Source organism: Mesobacillus jeotgali (assembly GCF_002874535.1).
GTDB lineage: Bacteria > Bacillota > Bacilli > Bacillales > Cytobacillaceae > Mesobacillus > Mesobacillus jeotgali.
The window spans coordinates 2341885-2361504 of record NZ_CP025025.1; the positions used below are offsets into that span (position 1 = coordinate 2341885).

Annotated in this window: 22 protein-coding genes; 8 read left to right on the forward strand and 14 right to left on the reverse strand. The window is 38.3% G+C overall.

Features of this window, described 5'->3' with window-relative positions; genetic code table 11:
- The first annotated feature begins 126 nt into the window (after nt 1-126).
- The gene (locus tag CD004_RS11815) at nt 127-543 is read left to right on the forward strand and encodes a hypothetical protein (protein WP_102262952.1); all 417 of its coding nucleotides are present in this window, start codon (nt 127-129) and stop codon (nt 541-543) included.
- A gap of 23 nt (nt 544-566) precedes the next feature.
- On the forward strand, nt 567-1028 hold the full coding sequence (locus CD004_RS11820) for a hypothetical protein (RefSeq protein WP_102262953.1): 462 nt from the start codon (nt 567-569) through the stop codon (nt 1026-1028).
- A gap of 324 nt (nt 1029-1352) precedes the next feature.
- Here the strand turns inward: CD004_RS11820 and CD004_RS11825 are convergent, their stop codons facing one another.
- Nucleotides 1353-1937 (reverse strand): nucleotidyltransferase domain-containing protein, encoded by a 585-nt coding sequence (locus tag CD004_RS11825; RefSeq protein ID WP_324782894.1) that lies wholly within the window; start codon nt 1935-1937, stop codon nt 1353-1355.
- Nucleotides 1925-2065 (reverse strand): hypothetical protein, encoded by a 141-nt coding sequence (locus CD004_RS24605; RefSeq protein WP_324782897.1) that lies wholly within the window; start codon nt 2063-2065, stop codon nt 1925-1927. The genes CD004_RS11825 and CD004_RS24605 overlap by 13 nt, the downstream gene beginning before the upstream one ends.
- Before the next feature lie 140 nt (nt 2066-2205).
- Between CD004_RS24605 and CD004_RS11830 the strand changes: the two genes are divergently transcribed.
- The gene (locus tag CD004_RS11830) at nt 2206-2715 is read left to right on the forward strand and encodes a hypothetical protein (RefSeq protein ID WP_102262954.1); all 510 of its coding nucleotides are present in this window, start codon (nt 2206-2208) and stop codon (nt 2713-2715) included.
- A 44-nt stretch (nt 2716-2759) separates the two neighbouring features.
- On the opposite strand, the gene CD004_RS11835 is transcribed toward CD004_RS11830, so the two are convergent.
- On the reverse strand, nt 2760-3242 hold the full coding sequence (locus CD004_RS11835) for a PaaI family thioesterase (protein ID WP_102262955.1): 483 nt from the start codon (nt 3240-3242) through the stop codon (nt 2760-2762).
- Between the two features lie 177 nt (nt 3243-3419).
- Between CD004_RS11835 and CD004_RS11840 the strand changes: the two genes are divergently transcribed.
- Nucleotides 3420-4337: an aldo/keto reductase gene (locus CD004_RS11840; protein ID WP_102262956.1), complete on the forward strand. Its 918-nt coding sequence runs from the start codon at nt 3420-3422 to the stop codon at nt 4335-4337.
- Nucleotides 4338-4441: 104 nt separating this feature from the next.
- Here CD004_RS11840 and CD004_RS11845 read toward each other — a convergent pair whose 3' ends face one another.
- Nucleotides 4442-5047 carry a methyltransferase gene (locus CD004_RS11845; RefSeq protein ID WP_102262957.1) on the reverse strand — a complete coding sequence of 202 codons (606 nt, stop codon included), beginning with the start codon at nt 5045-5047 and terminating at the stop codon, nt 4442-4444.
- A gap of 84 nt (nt 5048-5131) precedes the next feature.
- Nucleotides 5132-5500, reverse strand: coding sequence for a MazG nucleotide pyrophosphohydrolase domain-containing protein (locus tag CD004_RS11850; RefSeq protein WP_102262958.1), 369 nt, complete (start codon nt 5498-5500; stop codon nt 5132-5134).
- A gap of 116 nt (nt 5501-5616) precedes the next feature.
- On the opposite strand from CD004_RS11850, the gene CD004_RS11855 reads away from it, so the two are divergent.
- Nucleotides 5617-6954: an FAD-dependent oxidoreductase gene (locus CD004_RS11855; RefSeq protein ID WP_102262959.1), complete on the forward strand. Its 1338-nt coding sequence runs from the start codon at nt 5617-5619 to the stop codon at nt 6952-6954.
- A gap of 1007 nt (nt 6955-7961) precedes the next feature.
- The gene (locus CD004_RS11860) at nt 7962-8327 is read left to right on the forward strand and encodes a cyclic-phosphate processing receiver domain-containing protein (RefSeq protein ID WP_102262960.1); all 366 of its coding nucleotides are present in this window, start codon (nt 7962-7964) and stop codon (nt 8325-8327) included.
- Between the two features lie 258 nt (nt 8328-8585).
- Here CD004_RS11860 and CD004_RS11865 read toward each other — a convergent pair whose 3' ends face one another.
- Nucleotides 8586-9278: an aspartate/glutamate racemase family protein gene (locus CD004_RS11865; protein WP_102265080.1), complete on the reverse strand. Its 693-nt coding sequence runs from the start codon at nt 9276-9278 to the stop codon at nt 8586-8588.
- Between the two features lie 362 nt (nt 9279-9640).
- On the opposite strand from CD004_RS11865, the gene CD004_RS11870 reads away from it, so the two are divergent.
- Nucleotides 9641-10936, forward strand: coding sequence for an HD domain-containing phosphohydrolase (locus CD004_RS11870; protein WP_233435002.1), 1296 nt, complete (start codon nt 9641-9643; stop codon nt 10934-10936).
- A gap of 75 nt (nt 10937-11011) precedes the next feature.
- Here CD004_RS11870 and CD004_RS11875 read toward each other — a convergent pair whose 3' ends face one another.
- From CD004_RS11875 to CD004_RS11905, 7 genes are all read right to left on the reverse strand, one after another.
- A complete protein-coding gene (locus tag CD004_RS11875) occupies nt 11012-11617 on the reverse strand; it encodes an alpha/beta hydrolase (RefSeq protein WP_102262962.1) in 606 nt (201 codons plus the stop codon).
- 246 nt (nt 11618-11863) lie between these two features.
- Nucleotides 11864-12232 (reverse strand): YbaN family protein, encoded by a 369-nt coding sequence (locus CD004_RS11880; protein WP_102262963.1) that lies wholly within the window; start codon nt 12230-12232, stop codon nt 11864-11866.
- Nucleotides 12233-12281: 49 nt separating this feature from the next.
- The gene (locus tag CD004_RS11885; RefSeq protein WP_102262964.1) at nt 12282-12677 is read right to left on the reverse strand and encodes a flavoprotein; all 396 of its coding nucleotides are present in this window, start codon (nt 12675-12677) and stop codon (nt 12282-12284) included.
- Between the two features lie 877 nt (nt 12678-13554).
- On the reverse strand, nt 13555-14238 hold the full coding sequence (locus tag CD004_RS11890) for a Na-translocating system protein MpsC family protein (protein WP_102262965.1): 684 nt from the start codon (nt 14236-14238) through the stop codon (nt 13555-13557).
- 245 nt (nt 14239-14483) lie between these two features.
- Nucleotides 14484-14804: an MGMT family protein gene (locus tag CD004_RS11895; RefSeq protein ID WP_102265081.1), complete on the reverse strand. Its 321-nt coding sequence runs from the start codon at nt 14802-14804 to the stop codon at nt 14484-14486.
- 254 nt (nt 14805-15058) lie between these two features.
- Nucleotides 15059-15670 (reverse strand): CBO0543 family protein, encoded by a 612-nt coding sequence (locus CD004_RS11900; RefSeq protein ID WP_102262966.1) that lies wholly within the window; start codon nt 15668-15670, stop codon nt 15059-15061.
- Between the two features lie 57 nt (nt 15671-15727).
- Nucleotides 15728-16009 (reverse strand): hypothetical protein, encoded by a 282-nt coding sequence (locus CD004_RS11905; RefSeq protein ID WP_102262967.1) that lies wholly within the window; start codon nt 16007-16009, stop codon nt 15728-15730.
- A gap of 119 nt (nt 16010-16128) precedes the next feature.
- Between CD004_RS11905 and CD004_RS11910 the strand changes: the two genes are divergently transcribed.
- Nucleotides 16129-16590, forward strand: coding sequence for a hypothetical protein (locus CD004_RS11910; RefSeq protein WP_102262968.1), 462 nt, complete (start codon nt 16129-16131; stop codon nt 16588-16590).
- Between the two features lie 91 nt (nt 16591-16681).
- Here CD004_RS11910 and ppc read toward each other — a convergent pair whose 3' ends face one another.
- Nucleotides 16682-19444, reverse strand: a complete 2763-nt coding sequence (gene ppc, locus CD004_RS11915) for a phosphoenolpyruvate carboxylase (protein ID WP_102262969.1) — start codon at nt 19442-19444, stop codon at nt 16682-16684.
- Between the last annotated feature and the right edge of the window lie 176 nt (nt 19445-19620).

The following is a 19620-nucleotide window of genomic DNA, read 5'->3' on the forward strand; positions in this document are numbered from 1 at the left end:
CCCCCATTCGAACGAATTTTCCCATTATCATATGAGGCAAATATCATAAACGTCAAAGCAATTGGCAAAAAATTCAAACACCTCATATTCAGTTATGAATACATTGAAGATAAGAGGTGATGTGTCATGCCGGAATGGATAGTGATTTTTTACCCAATTAACTTCTTGTCCGCATACGTTCTATATATCTTTCTATATAATCGAAGAAAACAAATCGGTTTTCATTTAGGAATGAACATAACCATGGTGGCTGCTGGAGGTTTGGCTCTAGGGACAGGGATTGTTTTTATCAACTTGTATCCTTTTTACTTTTTGGAGGCGACCTTGTTTTCGGTGATCATAGGTGGTGTTTCAGGTATTTTATTTGGCAACCTCTTTGACTATCAAACCTTATTGTCTGGTTATATAACTGGGTTAATGATGGGAATCATGGCGCCTATGGTTGGAGCTGCCGCATATGAAGGTATTATGTTTTTAATCATGATCGAGATTTTCATCCTCAGTTCTTTTTGCATATCGGCTTCCTCGGCCTACAAAACCTGATTCATTAATTTGGAGGGTCTCATATGCTGACATTATTAATCTCCATAACTATCATTAATTTTGTAATTGGAGCCTGGCTATATTATGTACTTCGGAAATCGAGATTGCTGTTTAGTGACAGGTTCGGATATACAGCTTCCTATTTTGCAAGCAGCACACTGGGACTAGTTGCTTCACTAAATTTCATACTTCTCTTCCCTGACCATTTCGAGATTGTTGGTGTGCTTAACATTTTACTTGGTATCACAATCGGTTTTTTATATGGCTCAATGTTGAATGCGCAATCATTGATTGCAGGGATTTATAACGGGAGCATAAGTGCAATAATGGGAACGATGCTGGGATTGGTGGTAAAAAATCCAGCTATTTGCGGGCTTCCTGGTACCATTGCCTCCGAACAAGTAATGATGATCTTCTTTGCCATTTTCAGTCTGTGTATCCTGGTAATATCTGCTATTTTGCTACTATTTTCTTTTAAAGCATGAATTCATTTGGATAGGAGACACTGCTTACGGTCTCATTTTTGAGCTTTATGTGACCTTTACGCGAGCGTTCCTCTGTTTATCGTCACATTAGAGAGCTTTATATGACCTTAACGAGAGCCTTTCTCTGTTTATCGTCACATTTTTGAGCTTAATGTGACCTTAACGAGAGCCTTTCTTTGTTTATCGTCACATTAATGAGCTTAATGTGACCTTAACGCGAAGGTTTCGCTATTTATGGGCACATTAATTAACTTAAAGTTGCACTTAGCCGAATGATAGTCAGTAGCAAAAGACAAAAGCAGCCTGAATTCAGGCTGCTTTTATCTACTCTACAGAAAAGCCGTCAAATAATTTTCCCCCATAAGGTTTTAATACCCGTTCGGCCATTTCTACGACGATCTCTTTATTACCATTTCTGTAATACTGTGAAAATGCTTCTACAAATTTTCCAGAAAAAACGGGGTCATAATGATTTAATTCCCTCACTACCCATTTTGATTTACCGACCCAACGCTTGTTTGTCCTCAACACAAATTCCTGCAGCTGTTCAGCGAGCGTCCCTGCAATAATGAGTTCTTCCGCATCATTGTTTGACCCAATGAAATCATCAAGCGTATCGGTAATGAAATATCGTTTAAACTCGATCTCTTTCTTGGTCCACACCTCTGGTCCTAGCTCGATTATTCTTTTAGCTTCATTAATTAATTTTGGCAAGTAATCACTTTTCTTAATAACAGTTCCTTCTGCAACCATTCTCGGCAAGCTTGGTCTAGCCCTTTTTACATCACTCTCAAAGAAAAGCTGATAGGACTGTAAATTATGGACGAAAACCTCGATCGGCCACCCAAAAGCAATTACTGACTCTCTGTAAGCTGAGGGGATATCCTTATCGAAGATCACGATATCCAAGTCAGATGTCTCAGTTGCTTCTCCCTGGTTACACTCCCGGCCAGCAGTGCTGCGCCACAGTCCGGGAAGCGCTCCTCCACAAACTTTTGTGCTGCTTCAAAAGCTGATAATCTAGCATGCATATTCATTTGCAAAGTCCTCCCTTAACTATTCATAAGGTTATTATTGGTTATAACTCAAAATTTGTCGACAATATTGAGAATGTTTTATAAGACAATTTCAGTGGTATCCTACAGTATAAAAGTTGTGGAATCAGGAGGATATAATTATGTCATTTTCACTAAATAAATTGTTTATACCTGCAGGATTGGCAGTTTTGCTCATCACTGGATGCAACAGCAATGAGGCTGAGCAAGGTGCAAAAGAGTTAGAAGAGGAAACAAAGAATGCTGCTCAAGCAACAGAGGAAAAATCAAAGGAAGTAGTGGATAAAGTGAAAGAAGAGGCTCCGGGAATCATCCAGAACATGAAAGATACGTATAAAGAAAGTGAACAAGAAGTTAAAGACAACACTCTCCAGGCTGGCGATAAGGCTACTGTACAAAAAAATGCCTACCTCGCACTTACACCGGAAGCATATGACGAGCTCTATCAGTTGATTGAAATTAATGATGTAGAAGGTGTAGACAAGATCGTTAAGGAAAACAAAGTTAAAGAAATCATGCAAGACAGTGAAGTAGAAATTTTAGAAAGAGAGATTAGACGGACGAAGGTAAAAATGAAAGATTCCGGTGAAGAAGGATACCTGCCAACCACACTGCTTGAACCTGTTAAATAGCTAGATCAAGACCCTGACTGATATCAGGGTCTTTTTTTCGACTATTATTTTGCTGTAAATGTATCTGGCATTACAACAGCGATAACTTCTCCTTTAGCACACAGTGTTTCCCCGGCATAGACTTCTGTTTCAACTCGATATTTTTTGGGATGGATCTCATGTACGGTCCCTATTGCTTTTAATGCTGTTCCCTGAGGAGTCGGCTTCATAAAATCGACATGTAAGGATGCTGTTACAAATCTTGGAGGTTCTGCACCCTCTCCTGGTTCATATCCATTTTTTCGATGAAGGTAGAGTGCAGCCGAACCAGTGCCATGGCAATCAACAAAAGAACCAATGACGCCTCCATAGACGAAACCCGGCAGTGCCATATGTTCTTTTTTAGGATTGTAGATTGATATTGTCTGGTCTCCATCCCAGCCTGTCCGGAAATGATGTCCGTGCTCATTCATCCTCCCGCATCCATAGCACCACGAGAAGTCCTCCGGGTATTCATCCTGGATGGCTTTCAACACTTTTTCTTCCACCTGCGTTTCCCCCTTGTCAATCCGTTATCTATAATACTTTCTTCTTTTGTTCTTTGAATTCCTTTAATTAATTCGAATTCCTTTCTTGGTGTATACAATGGATGTGTTAGTGCAACATAGTTTTGTTCAAACCGTTCAAATGATAAGATTGACGTAAATTATTTTAGGGGTGTTGGAATGAAGTACAGACGCTTAGGCAAAACAAACCTAGATATTTCTGTAATTGGAATCGGAACTTGGCAGTATGGCGGTGAATGGGGAAAGGATTTCGGTCAGTTTGAGGTCGATGCGATCCTGGATAAAGCAAATGAAGAAGGAATCAACTTCCTTGATACAGCAGAATGTTATGGTGATCACTTATCTGAAAGTCTTATTGGAGATTACTTGAGCCGGAACAATCGCGAAGACTGGATCGTAGCAACTAAATTCGGTCATCATTTTCATGGTAATTTTGAAAGGACACGTCACTGGAATGCAAATGAAGTACTAAAGCAGCTGGATGCTTCTTTGAAGGCACTAAGAACTGATTACATAGACTTATACCAGGCTCATTCTTGCACAGATGAAGAATTCAACAACGATGAACTATGGACAATGCTCGATAAACAAGTGGAAAAAGGAAAAATACGCAACCTGGGAATCTCACTGCGTTCGAATGAAGAAAGTTACCAAACTGACAACGCTTCAGAAGTGAACGCAGGTGCAATTCAGGTCGTCTACAACCGACTGGACCGTAAGCCTGAAGAGAACATCTTCCCTTCTAGCCAAAAGCAAAACCTTGGGGTACTGGCACGGGTTCCGCTGGCAAGTGGATATTTAAGCGGTAAATATAAACCAGGTGCGACCTTCAGGGCTGACGATGTTCGCTCCAAACATGACAGCGAAGAAACAGCGATTCTACTCAAACAGGTGGAGGAAATACACAAAAACGAAGTTCCCGAAGGTGTTCCTATGGCAACGTGGGCATTAGCTTGGGTTTTGAGACACCCTGCAGTCACTGCAGTAATTCCTGGCTGCAAGACACCAGAACAGGTGGAACTCAATGCAAAAGCAGCACTACTGGCCGAGGATAACCACCCTCAGAGTCAAAAATAATTCGTTTTTTGCCCCGGCATGTTGCTGGGGCATTTATGTTATGAAGACTTTACAAGAGGCTGGCACCCGATGAATCTTTGCATCACTCTTCTAATTTTTAAGATTTACTTATACAAATTCAATCTATATACTAAAAACCTTTCATTTGGATTGTTTTCAGGCAGGTTCATTTCATAAACCAGCTCGAACGGTGTTTGCTTTTCCAAATAAAATATATAGTCTTCAGATGGATAATATAGAATCAGATCGATTTCCCTTTGATATTGTTCATAAGAAATCATGATGTTTTTTACGACATTGGTCAGGATTTGAACTGTAAAAGGATTAAAGAAATAAAATTTGTTTTCATTAGACGAAATTCCATATTCTTCTGCCAGAACACAATAAAAATTAATTCTATCTGCTCGGTTTCGATAGTTCTTTAAGTAACTTTGTTTATTTTCGAGAGCTTCAATGTAGAATGTTTCATTCATTTCAACACCGACGACATTTGTGTTGAAATGGTGGTTAAGATAAAAGTTCAATCTCCCTTTTCCACATCCAAAATCAACAATATGATCATTACTGCTAATATTGTATTCATTGAAAAATAAATCAAGCGCACTATATGGAGTGGGTTCATAGCGATGGTAATGCAATGAAGTCATGAACCCTCTTTGTTCACCAGTTGTCTTGATATTCAGCAATTTATCCATTTGTTGCTCATTCATAAAATTGAACTCCATTCATTAAGGGTCTCAAAAAATAATGTAAATAAACCCTATTTAGAAGCAAAATAACGAGAAAAATTTTTCCTAAAGATCTTTGTTTTTCCGAACCCGTACTTCTAACATTTTTTCGTAGAAGCTTTCTTCCAGATCTATATCAAAATAATTATAGAACTTCAATAGATATGCAAGGCAATCAGCCAGTTCTTTGCCTATATCCTGTTTGATGCTTTCTTTGGCGATTGTGAACGCCTCATCTTCATTCATACCCTCCTGTACCCTACTTTGCGTAAGGTTAAAGGCCTTCCTCAGTTCTTCCGCCACTTCTGCTACTTCCGTAGTCAGCAGTAAATAATTATTCAGGAGTGATTCCCTGCTCTTGGTATAGTTATCAGAATTGATTTCCCAGCCCATTTCTTTTTGATAATCCTTCGTATATGCTTGTAACTCTTTCATTTCCCCACCTCTTTATGTAAAATTACCGTGTTATGCTGTTGCATACATAGGTTTATTTTAACTTAAAGGCAGATAATTCAACATATCTATAATTATGAAGAGAATAGGAGCTAAGGATGTTTTCGAAAAATATGAACAGAAATAGAGCTGTGGTTGTAGGTGGTGGTATTGCGGGCAAGCTGGCTGCACGTGTACTGTCTGAGTTTTTCAAAGAAGTTATATTAATAGAAAAAGATAAGAAAAATGATCATGTCACCAATAGAAAAGGGGTTCCGCAAGGTAATCTGGGGCATGTTTTGCTGAAAAGCGGAGAAGAGATTATAGAGGAGCTTTTCCCAGGAATCTTTCAGGAATTATCTCGAAATGGAGCCAAGAAAACGGACTTCGCGGGCGATCTCTTATGGTCACATCACGGTACCCAAAAGCTCCGATTTGATTCAAACGTGTTCATTAGCCAGCAGAGCCGACCTCTACTTGAGTGGCAGATCCAGCATAGACTGGAAAAAATACCGAATATCGATTTTCGATTCGGGTGCAAGGTGCAGAATCTTAAATTCAATAACGATGAAATGAACACCATTGTCATCGAGGAAAAAACCGGAGCCGTAACGGAGCTTTTAGCGGATTTAGTAATTGATGCGTCAGGTGCTGCATCGCTTCATAACGAATGGCTAAGGGACTCAGGATACGGGATTCCGACCAAAACAGAAATCAAGGTAGATTTATTTTATGCCAGCATGGTCTTTAAGAAACTTTCTCATGAATCTATTAATTGGCACAGTCTCCTCGCTTATCCCAATCCACCAGAAGTCGAACGTGGCGGCATGATTTCCCCTATCGAAGGTAATCGTATGCTAGTTACCCTGATTGGTTACGGCACGAAAGAAGTGCCTAAAGATATAGATAGCTTCCTGGAATATGCAGTGACGCTTGATCAACCTGAGTTTTATGAATTGATTAAAAGTGAATCACCACTCTCTGAGGATATACAAATATACCGGTTTCCTGCCCTCCGACGTTATCACTTTGAAAAACAAAGAAATTTTCCAACCGGTTTGTTGGTAATTGGCGACTCTTTTTGCCGGGTTGACCCTGTTTTTGCACAGGGAATGAGCCTCGCTGCTATGGAAGCCAAGGCTTTAAGAGAACTATTAATGCATGGGTTAAACAAGAAACAACTAACAAAAAGCTATCATAAAAAAGTTAGCAGGATTCTGTATATTCCCTGGCTGATCGCTTTAACAGAAGACTTTCGATTCCGAACAACGACCGGAAGAAAACCAATAGGCCTTCCCATTTTGCAATGGTATGTAAAAAAAGTCGTGACGGCTTGCTCTCATAACGAACATGTTTACAAGCGATTCATTCAGGTGCTACATTTAAAATCGCATCCAATCATTCTTGCTCATCCCCGTATTCTTGCTAAGGTGTTAAAAACCACTAAATGTACTTAATTGAACCCTCGTTTATCAGGAATTAGGGGTTCTCTTTGGAAGTGCGAAATCGTAATTAACAGTACAAGTAATGTAGAAAAAAGCATGGGGATTAGCAATTAAATCATCAAGCTTTTTAATTTCTGAATTTTATAATTCAAAGTCGTTATGATGGAATTACACTTTCATTTTTAGATGGAGAGTTTTTAAGTAAATACCCGATCTGATAAATAGGCGGAAAAATTCCGCTTAATAAGTAAATTGCGCTGAAAAAAGACTAAATAGACGGAGAAATTCCGTCTATTGATTCGAAAAACACTAATTTGGTGGAATTTGCTTGGTATAAGAGAAAAAACTCCGCTTATTTAGCCAAAAACGTGCTCCATTCTGAATATAACCGGAAAAACTCCGCTTATTTTACTTTCGCTGATTTCTTATTTATGGACCAGACTTCTTTCTGCTGGTGTATCTATTTTATGTTTGGAAATTTGCAATTCCTATCAAATTCAAGGAAGTATTAGCAAGCGTTTTAGCATGTAAACAACAGCATGAGAATGTCCATTCCCACTTTATTAATTTGCATGCTAATTACAGTGTTAATTATCAAATAAAATTGACATAAACGTTCCTATACCAATAAAAAACAGCATGCTAAATCGTAAGCGATTTAACATGCTATTTGATTTGTTTTTTCGCGTTTTGCACCCCACAAGAGAACCCGTTATTATCAGGAGCGGGGGTTCCCCATTTCTCCTGTATTTGTAAGTGAGTCAAAACCAATTAATTCCCCGCATTTTTAGGCTGTTCTCAAATATTTGTTGCTTTACTGACCTGTACTTCCTTACGCATCCTTATAGGAAATGTGCAGTGTAATAAGAAATAATAAATTTCTTAGAAACTTATAGAAGAATTTCCCAAGTGGTATTAGGCCCTTTTTGTCAAAAAGTGTGTTAGGCTTGAGAGAATGATGAATATCTAGGGCTATTCGACTTTTCTTAGTCACCCCCTTTTGGGAAGGAGAGCGAGAAATGAATGAAATCAGTGTTTTCCTAGATGACTACCGCAAGGCGCCAGAAGGTTATGTTTTGGCAGAGACTATAGATGAATGTCTCATTCTTTTGAAAAACTATGAAATCGACCACTTGTCGTTAGATCATGACCTTGAAAGCTATACCAGAAATGGCTTGATGCTTGTAAAAATAATGGTCGAGAAACAGCTATTTGCCAATCGAATCACGATACACTCTGCGAACTCAACAGGCGGTAAAGCCATGTATAATTGCTTTAAGCAAGCTCAGAATGATTACCTTATGCCTCGGTCCATAAATATTTATTTACGTCCCATGCCCCTAGATCCCTTTATTTCTCCAATGCTGTCTATTTATAAGAAATAGTCAGCTTATAGATTCCACAGTCTCTTGTTTAGAATGATTTAGGCATTACACTTGTTCTCATTTGAGATGACAAAACGGATGATAATATGAGTGAAAACGAAATACATCTAAAACACAAGAGACTTCTATTTTGGGTCACTCAGCACGTACCTCTTCTTGGCGATGTAACTTTCGCGCTTACCCATTTTGATTTTCAAGCAACTTGCGATTCCATATGGAGAAACGAAAAATGGGCCAGAACCTCTGACCCATTTTTCTCTATATATTGAGCGCCTTTCCCACTGCTCCATGAGCATGTATTTCCGTGGTATCAAATAGGGGAACGGTTGCATCTTCCTGCTTTATTAATAGACCTATTTCTGTACAACCGAGAATGATTCCTTCTGCGCCTTCTGCAGCGAGGTCTTCTATAATTCTCTTAAAATATTCCCTGGAGGACTGGTGGATAATTCCAAGGCATAATTCATTAAAGATTGTTTTATTAATCAAGTCTCTATCATTTTCGTTTGGTATTAACACATCAATATTTTTTGATTGTATTCTTGACTTATAAAAATCCTGTTCCATTGTATACTTGGTGCCAAGCAAACCGATTTTTTTAATACCTAAGTTCTTGATCTGCGCCGCAGTCTCATCTGCTATATGAAGAATTTTCAGGCTTGTACTCTGAGATATTTGGTCAATTACTTTATGCATCGTATTAGTACAAATGACAATAAAATCAGCCCCTGCCTTTTCCAGTGAATATGCCGCTTCACCTAATATCTGCCCCGCTTCATCCCACTTGCCCTCTGATTGGCATTTTTCGATTTGATCAAAATCAACACTGATTAAAATCACTTTTGCAGAATGGAGACCTCCAAGCTGCCTTTTTACTTCCTCATTGATCTTCCGGTAATATTCAGCCGAGGATTCCCAGCTCATACCACCGATCATTCCTATCGTTTTCAATTTAACCTCTCCCTTGATGAAATTTCTGCCTATTACTAAAAGTTCCATGAACATATCGATAAGCCCTTTTAAATGTGGAATTTTCTTTACAGATAAATTGGATTAGTTAATAATTAACAAAACACCTCATTTAGTAAGGAGAAGAATGTTTGGAAACATTTTTGAAATTCAGGAAACAACTTTTACTTAATTATCTCCTCGGCTCAAGCTTTGCTGTTTTAGGAGTGGGAGGAGTCTTTATTTTCCTCACTCTAACACTTTCTGCGATTGAATTTATTGTCATGGCTGTAATAATAGGCATTTCTTTCTTTTTTATGATTATCATAGAGTACTTTGCTTTTTCCAAGGACATCAAGCCGATTTTGAAGGTATATGAAGAAGAGTCTTTGAGTTTGAACACTTTGCGAATTGCGTTTTTCAGGCTGCACAATTTTCCCATCCTGACTTTCAAAAGAATAATGGGTCCCCATTTAATCGGCATATCAGCTCCGGCTGTCATTTTGGCAATAATCTTTATCCATATCGAGCTATTGAGTATTCCTTTTACATTTGTATTCTTTGCAATGATTGGGGCAATCTTGGTCGCTGGGATGCATAGTATTATTGAGTTTTTCCTGACTATTAAAGCGATACAGCCGCTGTTGATGGAGCTATCCAAGACAGCAGAAAAACGTTTCAACGAGTCTTTATCGCTTGAGGGGAAAAATGTTATTTCAATTAAGCGGAAATTCCAATTAAGTTTTCTTTATATAAGCGTTTTTCCCATTTTACTATTTGGTCTAGCAACTCAGGTAAAGCTTGATATTTTGAGGTCTTCTGTCCAAAGTTACTGGAGCTGGGCCGCCTTAATTATCCTTATAGGCCTGGCGTTTGCCTATTTTGGTTCCAAATTATCATTTTTGGATGTTCATCAGCCTATAATACAACTACAGAATTCAATGAAAAATATACAGGAAGGTAATTTAACTACAAAGACAGCTGAAATATATTCTGATGAATTCGCTGGTTTAGTCAACGGCTTTAATCACATGGTTGACGCAATCAACAGTCGGGACAAACAAAACCAATTGATGTTCGAGAGTTTCCTGGAGAGTTTATCGGCAGCACTTGATGCCCGTGATCCTTATACTGCGGGACATTCCGGAAGAGTTGCAGCTTATTCATTTTTAATAGGAGACAAATTCGGGTTATCGGGATATGAACTTTCGCTGTTGAAGAAATCTGCAATCTTGCACGATATTGGCAAGATTGGCATTGCAGATAAAATATTGCAAAAAGACGGGAAATTGTCAGATGAGGAATTTGCCGAGATAAAGAGGCATCCTGTAATTGGTGCCAATATCGTTCTGCAGGTACAAGGGTTTACTGACATGGATGCCGTCATTGAAGGCATAATGTTTCACCACGAACGGTATGATGGACGTGGGTATCCAAAAGGTCTTTCAGGAGACACTATTCCTCTTTTTGGGAGAATAATAGCTGTGGCCGATGCATTTGATGCAATGACATCCAACAGACCTTACCGTAGGGGGATGGCGTTTGATAAAGCACTTACTATTATTGAAAATGGTAGGGGTTCACAATGGGACCCAGAGTTTGCCAGCGTATTTGTAGAGTTAATGAGAGAACCCGCCAATGTACAAAAGGTGATCTCCTAAAGAATAATTACAGATCCACTGAAATAAAGCCAAGAGCAATGTTCTCACATTGCTCTTTCTTTATGAAGCACTAAATTAAAATTTGCCTGTATACCAATCCCTGGCTGCCTCAACCTCACTTAGCGTCAATTGATGCCCGCTGTTCTCCCAATGCGTTTCTACATTGGCATTAGCGCTAGACAACAATGATTTCAATTCCTCTGACTCTTGTGCGGGACAGATTGGATCATTTTTTCCAGCAGCTAAAAAAACCTCTGTACCTGACAATTTCGGAAGCTCAATCCCTCTTCTAGGCACCATTGGGTGGTGGAGGATTGTTCCTTTAAGGGCATTCTTATAATGAAAAAGCAGACTAGCAGCAATATTGGCACCATTTGAGTAACCAATCGCTACTATGTTATCGCGGCTAAAACCGTATTTTTCCGATGCTTCATCCAAGAAATCATGCAATTCTTGGGTGCGGAAGATTAAATCTTCTTCATCAAAGATACCCTCAGCAAGCCTTCTGAAAAAACGTGGCATTCCATTTTCAAGGATATTCCCGCGAACACTTAACACAGAAGCTTCCTCGTCAATCATGTTTGCCAAAGGAAGCAGATCATTTTCATTACCACCAGTGCCATGCAACAATAATAAAGTTGGTTTGGATGTATTTATTCCTTTTTTATAAATATGTTTCATTTCAACTCTCCTAACATTTTATAAAGAGCTATCTATCTAACCTGTTGTGCACCTTCCTTCTGTAAAATCCACTAATCCTAACTTCAATATATCTCGAATTCAAGATAATTGTATAAATTAAAGCTGTTTATGTCAAGAATCGATTATCAAGCAGACTAGCAAAACGATACCAATTTTATTGTTTTATCAAAACGATTAAAGAAAATAAATTTAAATTCTGGGATGAAATGGTGATTTATAACTGCTTCAAATAGTATCAAAAGATAAAATATAGGCGCTAACCGTAACAGCGACAATAATCAGGACAGCAGCGAGCCAAAAATCGACCTCTAAGAATAATATCGTTCCCAATATCGAAATCCACATCAGGCAAAGACTTAATACTTTATTTTTTAAGGTAATTCCGTTTTTTTCACGAAAATCCTTTATATAACCGCCTAACCATTTATTTCTAATTAGCTTTTGGTACAGTTCGTCCGACGCCTTTACATAACAGGCTGCACCCAGCAGAATCAGCGGTGTGGTAGGCAAAAGAGGAACCAAGATTCCGATCACTCCCAAGGAGATTGAAAGTGTCCCTATGGTGATTAATAAAGCTTTTACTGCGATGTTCACCGCGTATCCCCCCTAGAGTTTTAACATTAAGCGTTTTACAAGATATTGTCTACTCAAACTGGTCAACAGGAATTCCAGCCTCTATATAACTTCTGATAAGCTTCCAGCCAAAGTCGTACGTAAATGTCTGAAAAAAGAGATTACTAGTCTCCATGCTTTTTCCCTCGAGGACCAGCCTCGCAAGGATGATTGCCATTACCTCATGCTCCCCTATCTTTATCCTGTCTATAACTGTTAATTCCCAACTTCCCTTATTTCCTTTGACAAAATTAAAACCTTGCTCCCACCCTCTGATCGATTCATCATACCCAAAATCAGATATTTTACCATTCGTAATTTCCCTCGCCTGGTATTCACGTGAAATCATCAATTTTAATTCTGGCAAAGAAGAATTTCTCCAAACATCAAGATAATCATCAAGAAAACGATTAAATGTCTCTTCCATTTCCCCACCCCTTTTAATAACAATGACAAAATTATCCTATAATATTATGATGAATTCAATACCTTCGAATGCACAGTGGAAAAAAAGCGCAAGCGCATCGTTCAGCCCCGATTAGCGCTGCCCGCCTTAAAGCGCCCCGTCCTCCCAAAAGCTGTCGCTTTCGATGGTGCGATGATAGCTTCGAAACTTTCATTATCCTGTGGCTGTCGAGTCAAGCACATCGATTGCCTCGGAGAGCCGACCGGGGAAGTTGGTCTTTTACTTCATTGGGAGGACCGAAATCAAATGTAGTTATCCAGAACTAAATAATTTTAAAACTAATTATCAAACAAAAAAGCTGCTCCTCATGGAACAGCAAAATTATTTAAGAGTTATTGAATGTCTAGTATAGTAATGGCCATACCTATAGAAAAATTCCACAATCGTCTCTCTTCCTTCGAGGATAAGGGTGTATATGGTTTTAGTGGACTCCGACTTTTTATCGAAATCAATTCCCTGTTCTATGGCATATTCTTCTAAATAAAACTCGATTTCATTCTTCTTAATTGTATTAGGAGTTTCAGAAGGTAATTGTTGTTTTTCTTGTACAAAAGTATCAATATATGAACCTATTTCATGTTTACTAATGAAGAATCATTCCTTTCCAGTCAAATCATCCAATAATTGGCATTAAAAAAAGTCAGAAAAGGATCAATCCACATTCATCCTTTTCTGACTTATGATTTGGTTCTATGCCCATTCATTGCCATCAGATTAATATATTTAGTTATTCATTATATAGTACGTTCTTGTTTCGCTTAAGCAAGGTTAAGAATTTTAACCTTTACCCTACTGAGTATGATAGCATTTTATCATCAGTAAATCAATAGGGGATCAGTCAGGATTTAAGTATAAACAAAGTGTAGCTTTTGTCCTTATCAAAATTCCAGTCAACAAAGTAATCTGTTATTTTTGCGTTTAGGTATCTTTCATATGAACTTTGATGCTGAGTAATTGCTTTCTTTTCCAGTTTTCTTTTTGCAATCTTCAGCGTTTCTTGAAACCCTAATTGAATAAATTCTTTTTCCAGACTTATTAGAATGCCGTGGCGTACGATAATCAGCGTCCGCTCATTAAGCAACTTAGAATGGGTTTCATCCGGAGCTTTCTGAATTTCCTTGCTTAATTCTATGGTTTCCTCCTCAACAAGGTTCTTACTGGGGTATTCATCGAAATTATATGGCTGATCTTTTTCAAAAATGAATAATAACATTCCTGATTTTTCGTCTAGATTCCATTCATAGTAAAATTCTTTTATTTTATCTTTTGTATTCAATTCGATATAAGATTTAATTTCTTCTTCAAGGGTTTCCATCATCAAATCTCTTGTTTTTTGGACATAAACGCTTTGGTGATTAGTTAGGAGAGTATTCTCCATCGTTGATAGAAAATTCGTAATATAGACTGATACGAACGGCCTCGAGATGGTACAAAATACATTACCTGGTCCACGGCCAAAATTATCCCTTAATAACTTACCAATAAATCCGCTTATCTCTTTTTCAAGCACTGCTACTTCCATATTATACCTCACTATGTAATATAATCCTCTATACCTTTTCCCTAATACAGTACTGGCAAAACCATGAATACGTCGTACTTAATGTAAAACTAAACTCCAGATTTATGTATAAATCAATAAGGTTTATCGTAACATTTCAAGCTCGCTCCGAAAATATTTTGACAGACAAGATATTTCAAAAAAATATATGTAAAAAACACCCATTGGGTGTTTTTTACATATGTATGTTTATCAGTTTCTATCCGTTAATGTATCTCAATATCAATATGCCTTAAATAGTTTTTAAGTGGCAGGGATCTTTCTGTATTAAATTGGATTCCTTCAGATTCCAGCAACAGTTTCTGTGTTATGAACATTTCTTCATCCTTGAAGCCAATTTCTCCTTTAGAATTAATCACCCTATGCCATGGAAGACCATATTTTTCTGACAGTGAATGGAGTATTCGGACAACTTGTCTTGCTGATCTTGGGCTTCCAGCCGCTTTTGCTATTTGACCATATGTCATCACTTTCCCATATGGAATTGTCTGAATTATTCTTATAACGTTATTAGTAAAACTAGTCATTATTCCACGTCCTTTTCTAAAAAGGGCTGTTTTCCTAAACATTGTTGTTAAATCCTATAGCCGATTTTAACGTAATATTTACCCATTTTGCAGGTCGGTATTACTTTGCATGCTCTTTTCTCATAAGAAGAGTCAACTTTACGAAGGAATTTGTAATTCAATCCATTCTTGTAGGCAATAGCAACAAAGTATGAGAACAGAGCCTCTACAAAACCAATATACCATAAAAATCCCTGGCCTAAGGCCAGGGATTTTTATGACTTAGAAGAATAAGATTTAAATTTTTTAATGATTGCCCAACACATTATTCCTATTAACCAGTAAATCGGAAATGAATAAATATGTTTCCAGGTAATTTCTTTATAAATCCCCAGGTAGACCATGAACGGTTCTGCAATAAAAGCCAGGAAAAGGGATAACACACCTGTAGCGATAAAAAACTTTTTAAATGACATACTGAATTTTTGATAGACCATCATAAAAGGGATTATCACGACTCCCACATCATAAGGATATAGCTGCGGATTTAAATATGGTGTGAGTCTGACTGGATATGTCCATACCATAGCGTTGCTGCCGATTGAATCCAGGAAGATGGCTGTTACGCCATAGAATAAACCAAATGCTGTATTTTCAATTAGCTTGGTTTTATCAACCCGTATCCACCAGACAATGGCCGGGACGATGGAAAGAACCAAGAGAAACCACCATTTATAGGTAAGGAAGTTATTTTCATACCAATACGCTCTTAATACCTTATGATATTTCGCCTCAGCATCTAATAGTTCATGGAGGGAGATGGAGGTTAAAATGATCATAAAATCATTCAATTGGGATCCGATTGCACCAACCGTTGAAAAAAGCATAAAATCACACCCTTTGTATATAGAGTGTGATTTTTGCTGCTAAATATGTAAATTAAGCTAATTTTGATGTTTGATTTTTTTGTACATCTCAATAAGTCGATCCGGCTTTGCATCCGTACAGAAGGAATACACTCCTCTTGTTGTATGGAGATAAAGAAAGCCTGTCCTTCCTGACATTTCCTTAAATGTAATATCTAATATGTCACGCAGATGAAAAATGTCAGAAGCTGTGGTTATCTTGTCATGATACATTTTTATGAATTGCTCGTTTTCTTCATAAACTTGTTCATTATCTTCAATTCTGCGATCCACTTTCCAGTAACTATGTGAACAAAGCATTCACAGCTCCCTCCCTTCTGATCAATTTCGTATCTTTTTTATTTTACTCATGTTGTTTAACAATAACTAATATATTTAACAATAATAAATAACAGGACTTCATAAAGAGGAGGAATTTTTTGAAATGCATCGGTGAACTTTTGGATCAAGAGAAGTACCGGGTCAATGGAAAAATTGCGATCATCGAAAATAAGGAGGCCGTATTGAAGCTTTTTGGACTTAGAAATGGAAACTGGCTTGATTTATGGGATATTGATTCCCGGATCCTGACCCTGTTTTATAAATCTTATGAAGCTGAATTCGATTGGTTCATCGTTGTTTATGATTACCCAACTTTCTGCGCGGACAAAGATATAAAAGAAGCGATTATCTGGCATGAACTTGGCCACATTGAATACCCGGTACTAGAACAACAATTGAGTATTCAAAGTGAAATTCAATGTGACGGGCTTGCTATCAAAAACGGGCACCAGGAAGGCATCCGAAAAATACTGAATCTTACTATGAAAATGGCTAAAACACTGAACCATGAAATTTTAACTCATGTTACTTTCGAAAGGCAAATGAAACTGCCTGTCTAAGATTGATCTTCAGCTCCTGTTAAGTACTTCGTAGAAAACTTTCACTACGACTTTAATCAAAGAGACCCGCCAAAACGGCGGGTCTTTTTGATCAACCAGTATTCCTTAATCCTGCAGCAACTCCGCTGATAGTTAATAAAACCTGCGTCAATAACTCATCATCCGGATCTTCATCCTTGCGAAGCTCCTTAATCAATTCCACTTGAATAAAGTTAAGCGGATCGACATATGGATTTCGTCTATGAACAGAGTCTTTGATATTTGGTGTATGGTCAAGCAGTTCTTCATCCTCTGTAATTTGCAGAAGGATATTCTTGGTTCGTTCATACTCCTCTAAAATGTTGCCAAAGATGCGGTCAGCAATTGCTTTCTCTTCTACTAGTGAAGTATATTCCTGTGCCGTGGTAATATCCGCTTTCATCAATGCCATTTGCAGATTATCCACAGTGCTTCGGAAGAATGGCCATTCCTCATACATTTCCTGCAAGACCTTTAAATTATCGGGACTTTCCTGTGCGAAGCTCTGCAAGCCAGTTCCAGCCGCATACCATGCCGGGAAGAGCTGTCTGCTTTGTGTCCATGCGAATACCCATGGTATAGCACGAAGATTTTCGAATTTGGCACTGTTTTTACGGCTCATAGGACGTGACCCAATATTCAATTCAGCTAGTTCTTTCAACGGTGTAGCCTGGTTGAAATAGGTGATAAAATCCGGATCTTCAAACACAAGCGACTGATATTTCCTTAAGGAAACAGCAGAAATTTGCTCGATTGCATCAACCCATCTTTGGTCACGCAAATGACCCTGCTCAGATTCCTTCAGCACATTCGCTGCAGCCTTCATCATCGTAGATGTTGCTTGTTCAAGGCTTCTATAGGCAATATCTTTCAATAGATAACGAGATGACAAAACTTCCCCTTGCTCAGTAATTTTGACTCCTTGACCAAGAGTCTCGACAGGCTGGGAAAGCAGACTCTTGTTCAATGGACCGCCTCCACGGCCTAGTGAACCTCCTCTGCCATGAAAAAACTTCAAGCCGATTTGATATTTCTTGGCCACTTCATTGATCTCAAGCTGAGCTTTGTAAAGCTTCCAGTTGGCTGTCAATGTTCCGCCATCCTTGCTTCCATCTGAGTACCCAAGCATGATTTCCTGCTGGTCCCCCATTTTATTCAAATGATTGCGGTAAATTGGCAACTTGAATAATGTTTCCATGATTTTTGGACCTGCTGTTAAATCGTCGATTGTTTCTAGCAACGGAGCGACGTTCAAATCGGTCTCGAAAGTACCATCAGCATGGAGTCTGTATATGCCAGCCTCCTTAGCAAGGACAAGCACTTCAAGCAAATCGCTCGCGGATTGAGTCATACTCACCAGATAAACAGAAATCGAACGCTTCCCAAATTCATTGTGCGCACGTTTGATCATCTCAAAAACTTGAAGCATTTCCTGCGTCTCTTTTGAATAATCCTCATGAAGAAGAAGCAATGGACGTGGGTCTTCAAGAATTTTAACAAGCAATTCCTGCTTTTCATCTTCTGATAGAGCTGCATAATCCTGATTGATTCCAACCTTCTTCAGTATTTCAGCAATTGCCGCTTCATGTTCACCGCTATGGTTACGAATATCCAGAGTTGCAAGATGGAATCCGAACAACTGGACTTGCCTGATTAACTTTTGCAAAGTTTTGAGTTCATGATGAACAGGATGATGCTGATAAATACTTCGTTTTATGACAAGAAGGTCTTCAAGCATTTCCTCTGATGATTTGTAGCCAATATCAGATTTTCCAGCTTCTTTAAGCCTTTGAATGATAATAGCAAATTGGCGGCGATAAACCTCGCCTTCAATATTCCATTTTTGATCATCCGTTAAATATCTTTCTTCATCTTTAATAACTGATGCGATTAACTCTTCACTAACAGCTGTTCTTGTTGTTGAATGGCTGAAACGTTTCATCAAATCAACTAATACAGCTTTATACTTTTTAAGTACCAGACGTCTTTGTCTTTGCAATGTTTCCCATGTAATATCTGGAGTAACATTTGGATTCCCATCCCTGTCACCGCCGATCCATGAACCAAATCGCAGGAAGTGAGGTACTTTCCATTCATGTTCAGGATAATGACCTTTAAGGCTGGTTTCTACTTCCTGATGGATTTCAGGCAGGACATCGAATAGTGTCTGGTCAAAATAATAAAGTCCGTTCCTGACTTCATCAATGACAGTAGGCTTACGGTCTCTCAATTCATCAGTCTGCCAGAGGACGGAAACCTCATTAAATAGGCTTTCCTCAATCCTATCACGCTCTTTCTTGGATAAGAGTGGATTGTCCAGACTTTTAAGGATACCTGCTATCCTTTTCTGAATCTCCAGGATTGAACGTTTGGTGGCTTCCGTAGGATGGGCTGTAATAATCAATTCCAATGAAATGGTATTCAGTACATTTTGGATGATATCTGAGGATATATAATTGTCTTTCAACGAAAGGATGGCTGCTTCAATAGAACCTGGCTGTGAGCTGGTATCAGACTTGAGCAGATAGTCGCGGCGCCTGCGGATCCGGTGATTTTGTTCCGCTGCATTGATTAAATGAAAATATACCGAAAATGCCCGGATGATATTTTTTCTCATTGGAACAGACAAGCCTGCGATTTCCTCTTTTAAAGCAGGGTATGTATCGCGGTCATGTTCATTCCTTAGCGTTTTGCACATTGCTCGGATCTTTTCTACTTTTTCAAATAGTTCCACTCCGCCATGGTAGACTAGGATATCTCCAAGGATGTTTCCAAGCATTTTTACATCCCGGCGCAATGGCAAACTGCTGTCGTTCACTTCGATTCCTGATGTCATTTTGTCACCTTCCTAAAACTTGTAAGAATATTTTAAATATTAATATATCATAAAAGTACCGAGATTGTGAAGTGATAAGCATATTGAATAAGTATTTTCACAATAACTTCCCTGTTTTATAAGTGTAAGTATTCCTTAATTATTTTTCCACTCAAAGGCCCTTGAAACTAACCCTA

Excerpts from the sequence above, each read along its gene's own strand:
- CD004_RS11900 (WP_102262966.1), bottom strand. The coding sequence starts at position 15,670 with ATGCTTTTTTCAACGGTTGGTGCAATCGGATCCCAATTGAATGATTTT.
- CD004_RS11875 (WP_102262962.1), bottom strand. The coding sequence starts at position 11,617 with ATGAAACATATTTATAAAAAAGGAATAAATACATCCAAACCAACTTTA.
- CD004_RS11855 (WP_102262959.1), top strand. The coding sequence starts at position 5,617 with ATGTTTTCGAAAAATATGAACAGAAATAGAGCTGTGGTTGTAGGTGGT.
- CD004_RS11815 (WP_102262952.1), top strand. The coding sequence starts at position 127 with ATGCCGGAATGGATAGTGATTTTTTACCCAATTAACTTCTTGTCCGCA.
- CD004_RS11860 (WP_102262960.1), top strand. The coding sequence starts at position 7,962 with ATGAATGAAATCAGTGTTTTCCTAGATGACTACCGCAAGGCGCCAGAA.
- CD004_RS11850 (WP_102262958.1), bottom strand. The coding sequence starts at position 5,500 with ATGAAAGAGTTACAAGCATATACGAAGGATTATCAAAAAGAAATGGGC.
- CD004_RS11840 (WP_102262956.1), top strand. The coding sequence starts at position 3,420 with ATGAAGTACAGACGCTTAGGCAAAACAAACCTAGATATTTCTGTAATT.
- CD004_RS11830 (WP_102262954.1), top strand. The coding sequence starts at position 2,206 with ATGTCATTTTCACTAAATAAATTGTTTATACCTGCAGGATTGGCAGTT.
- CD004_RS24605 (WP_324782897.1), bottom strand. The coding sequence starts at position 2,065 with ATGAATATGCATGCTAGATTATCAGCTTTTGAAGCAGCACAAAAGTTT.
- CD004_RS11905 (WP_102262967.1), bottom strand. The coding sequence starts at position 16,009 with ATGCTTTGTTCACATAGTTACTGGAAAGTGGATCGCAGAATTGAAGAT.
- CD004_RS11890 (WP_102262965.1), bottom strand. The coding sequence starts at position 14,238 with ATGGAAGTAGCAGTGCTTGAAAAAGAGATAAGCGGATTTATTGGTAAG.
- CD004_RS11820 (WP_102262953.1), top strand. The coding sequence starts at position 567 with ATGCTGACATTATTAATCTCCATAACTATCATTAATTTTGTAATTGGA.
- ppc (WP_102262969.1), bottom strand. The coding sequence starts at position 19,444 with ATGACATCAGGAATCGAAGTGAACGACAGCAGTTTGCCATTGCGCCGG.
- CD004_RS11845 (WP_102262957.1), bottom strand. The coding sequence starts at position 5,047 with ATGAATGAGCAACAAATGGATAAATTGCTGAATATCAAGACAACTGGT.
- CD004_RS11895 (WP_102265081.1), bottom strand. The coding sequence starts at position 14,804 with ATGACTAGTTTTACTAATAACGTTATAAGAATAATTCAGACAATTCCA.
- CD004_RS11885 (WP_102262964.1), bottom strand. The coding sequence starts at position 12,677 with ATGGAAGAGACATTTAATCGTTTTCTTGATGATTATCTTGATGTTTGG.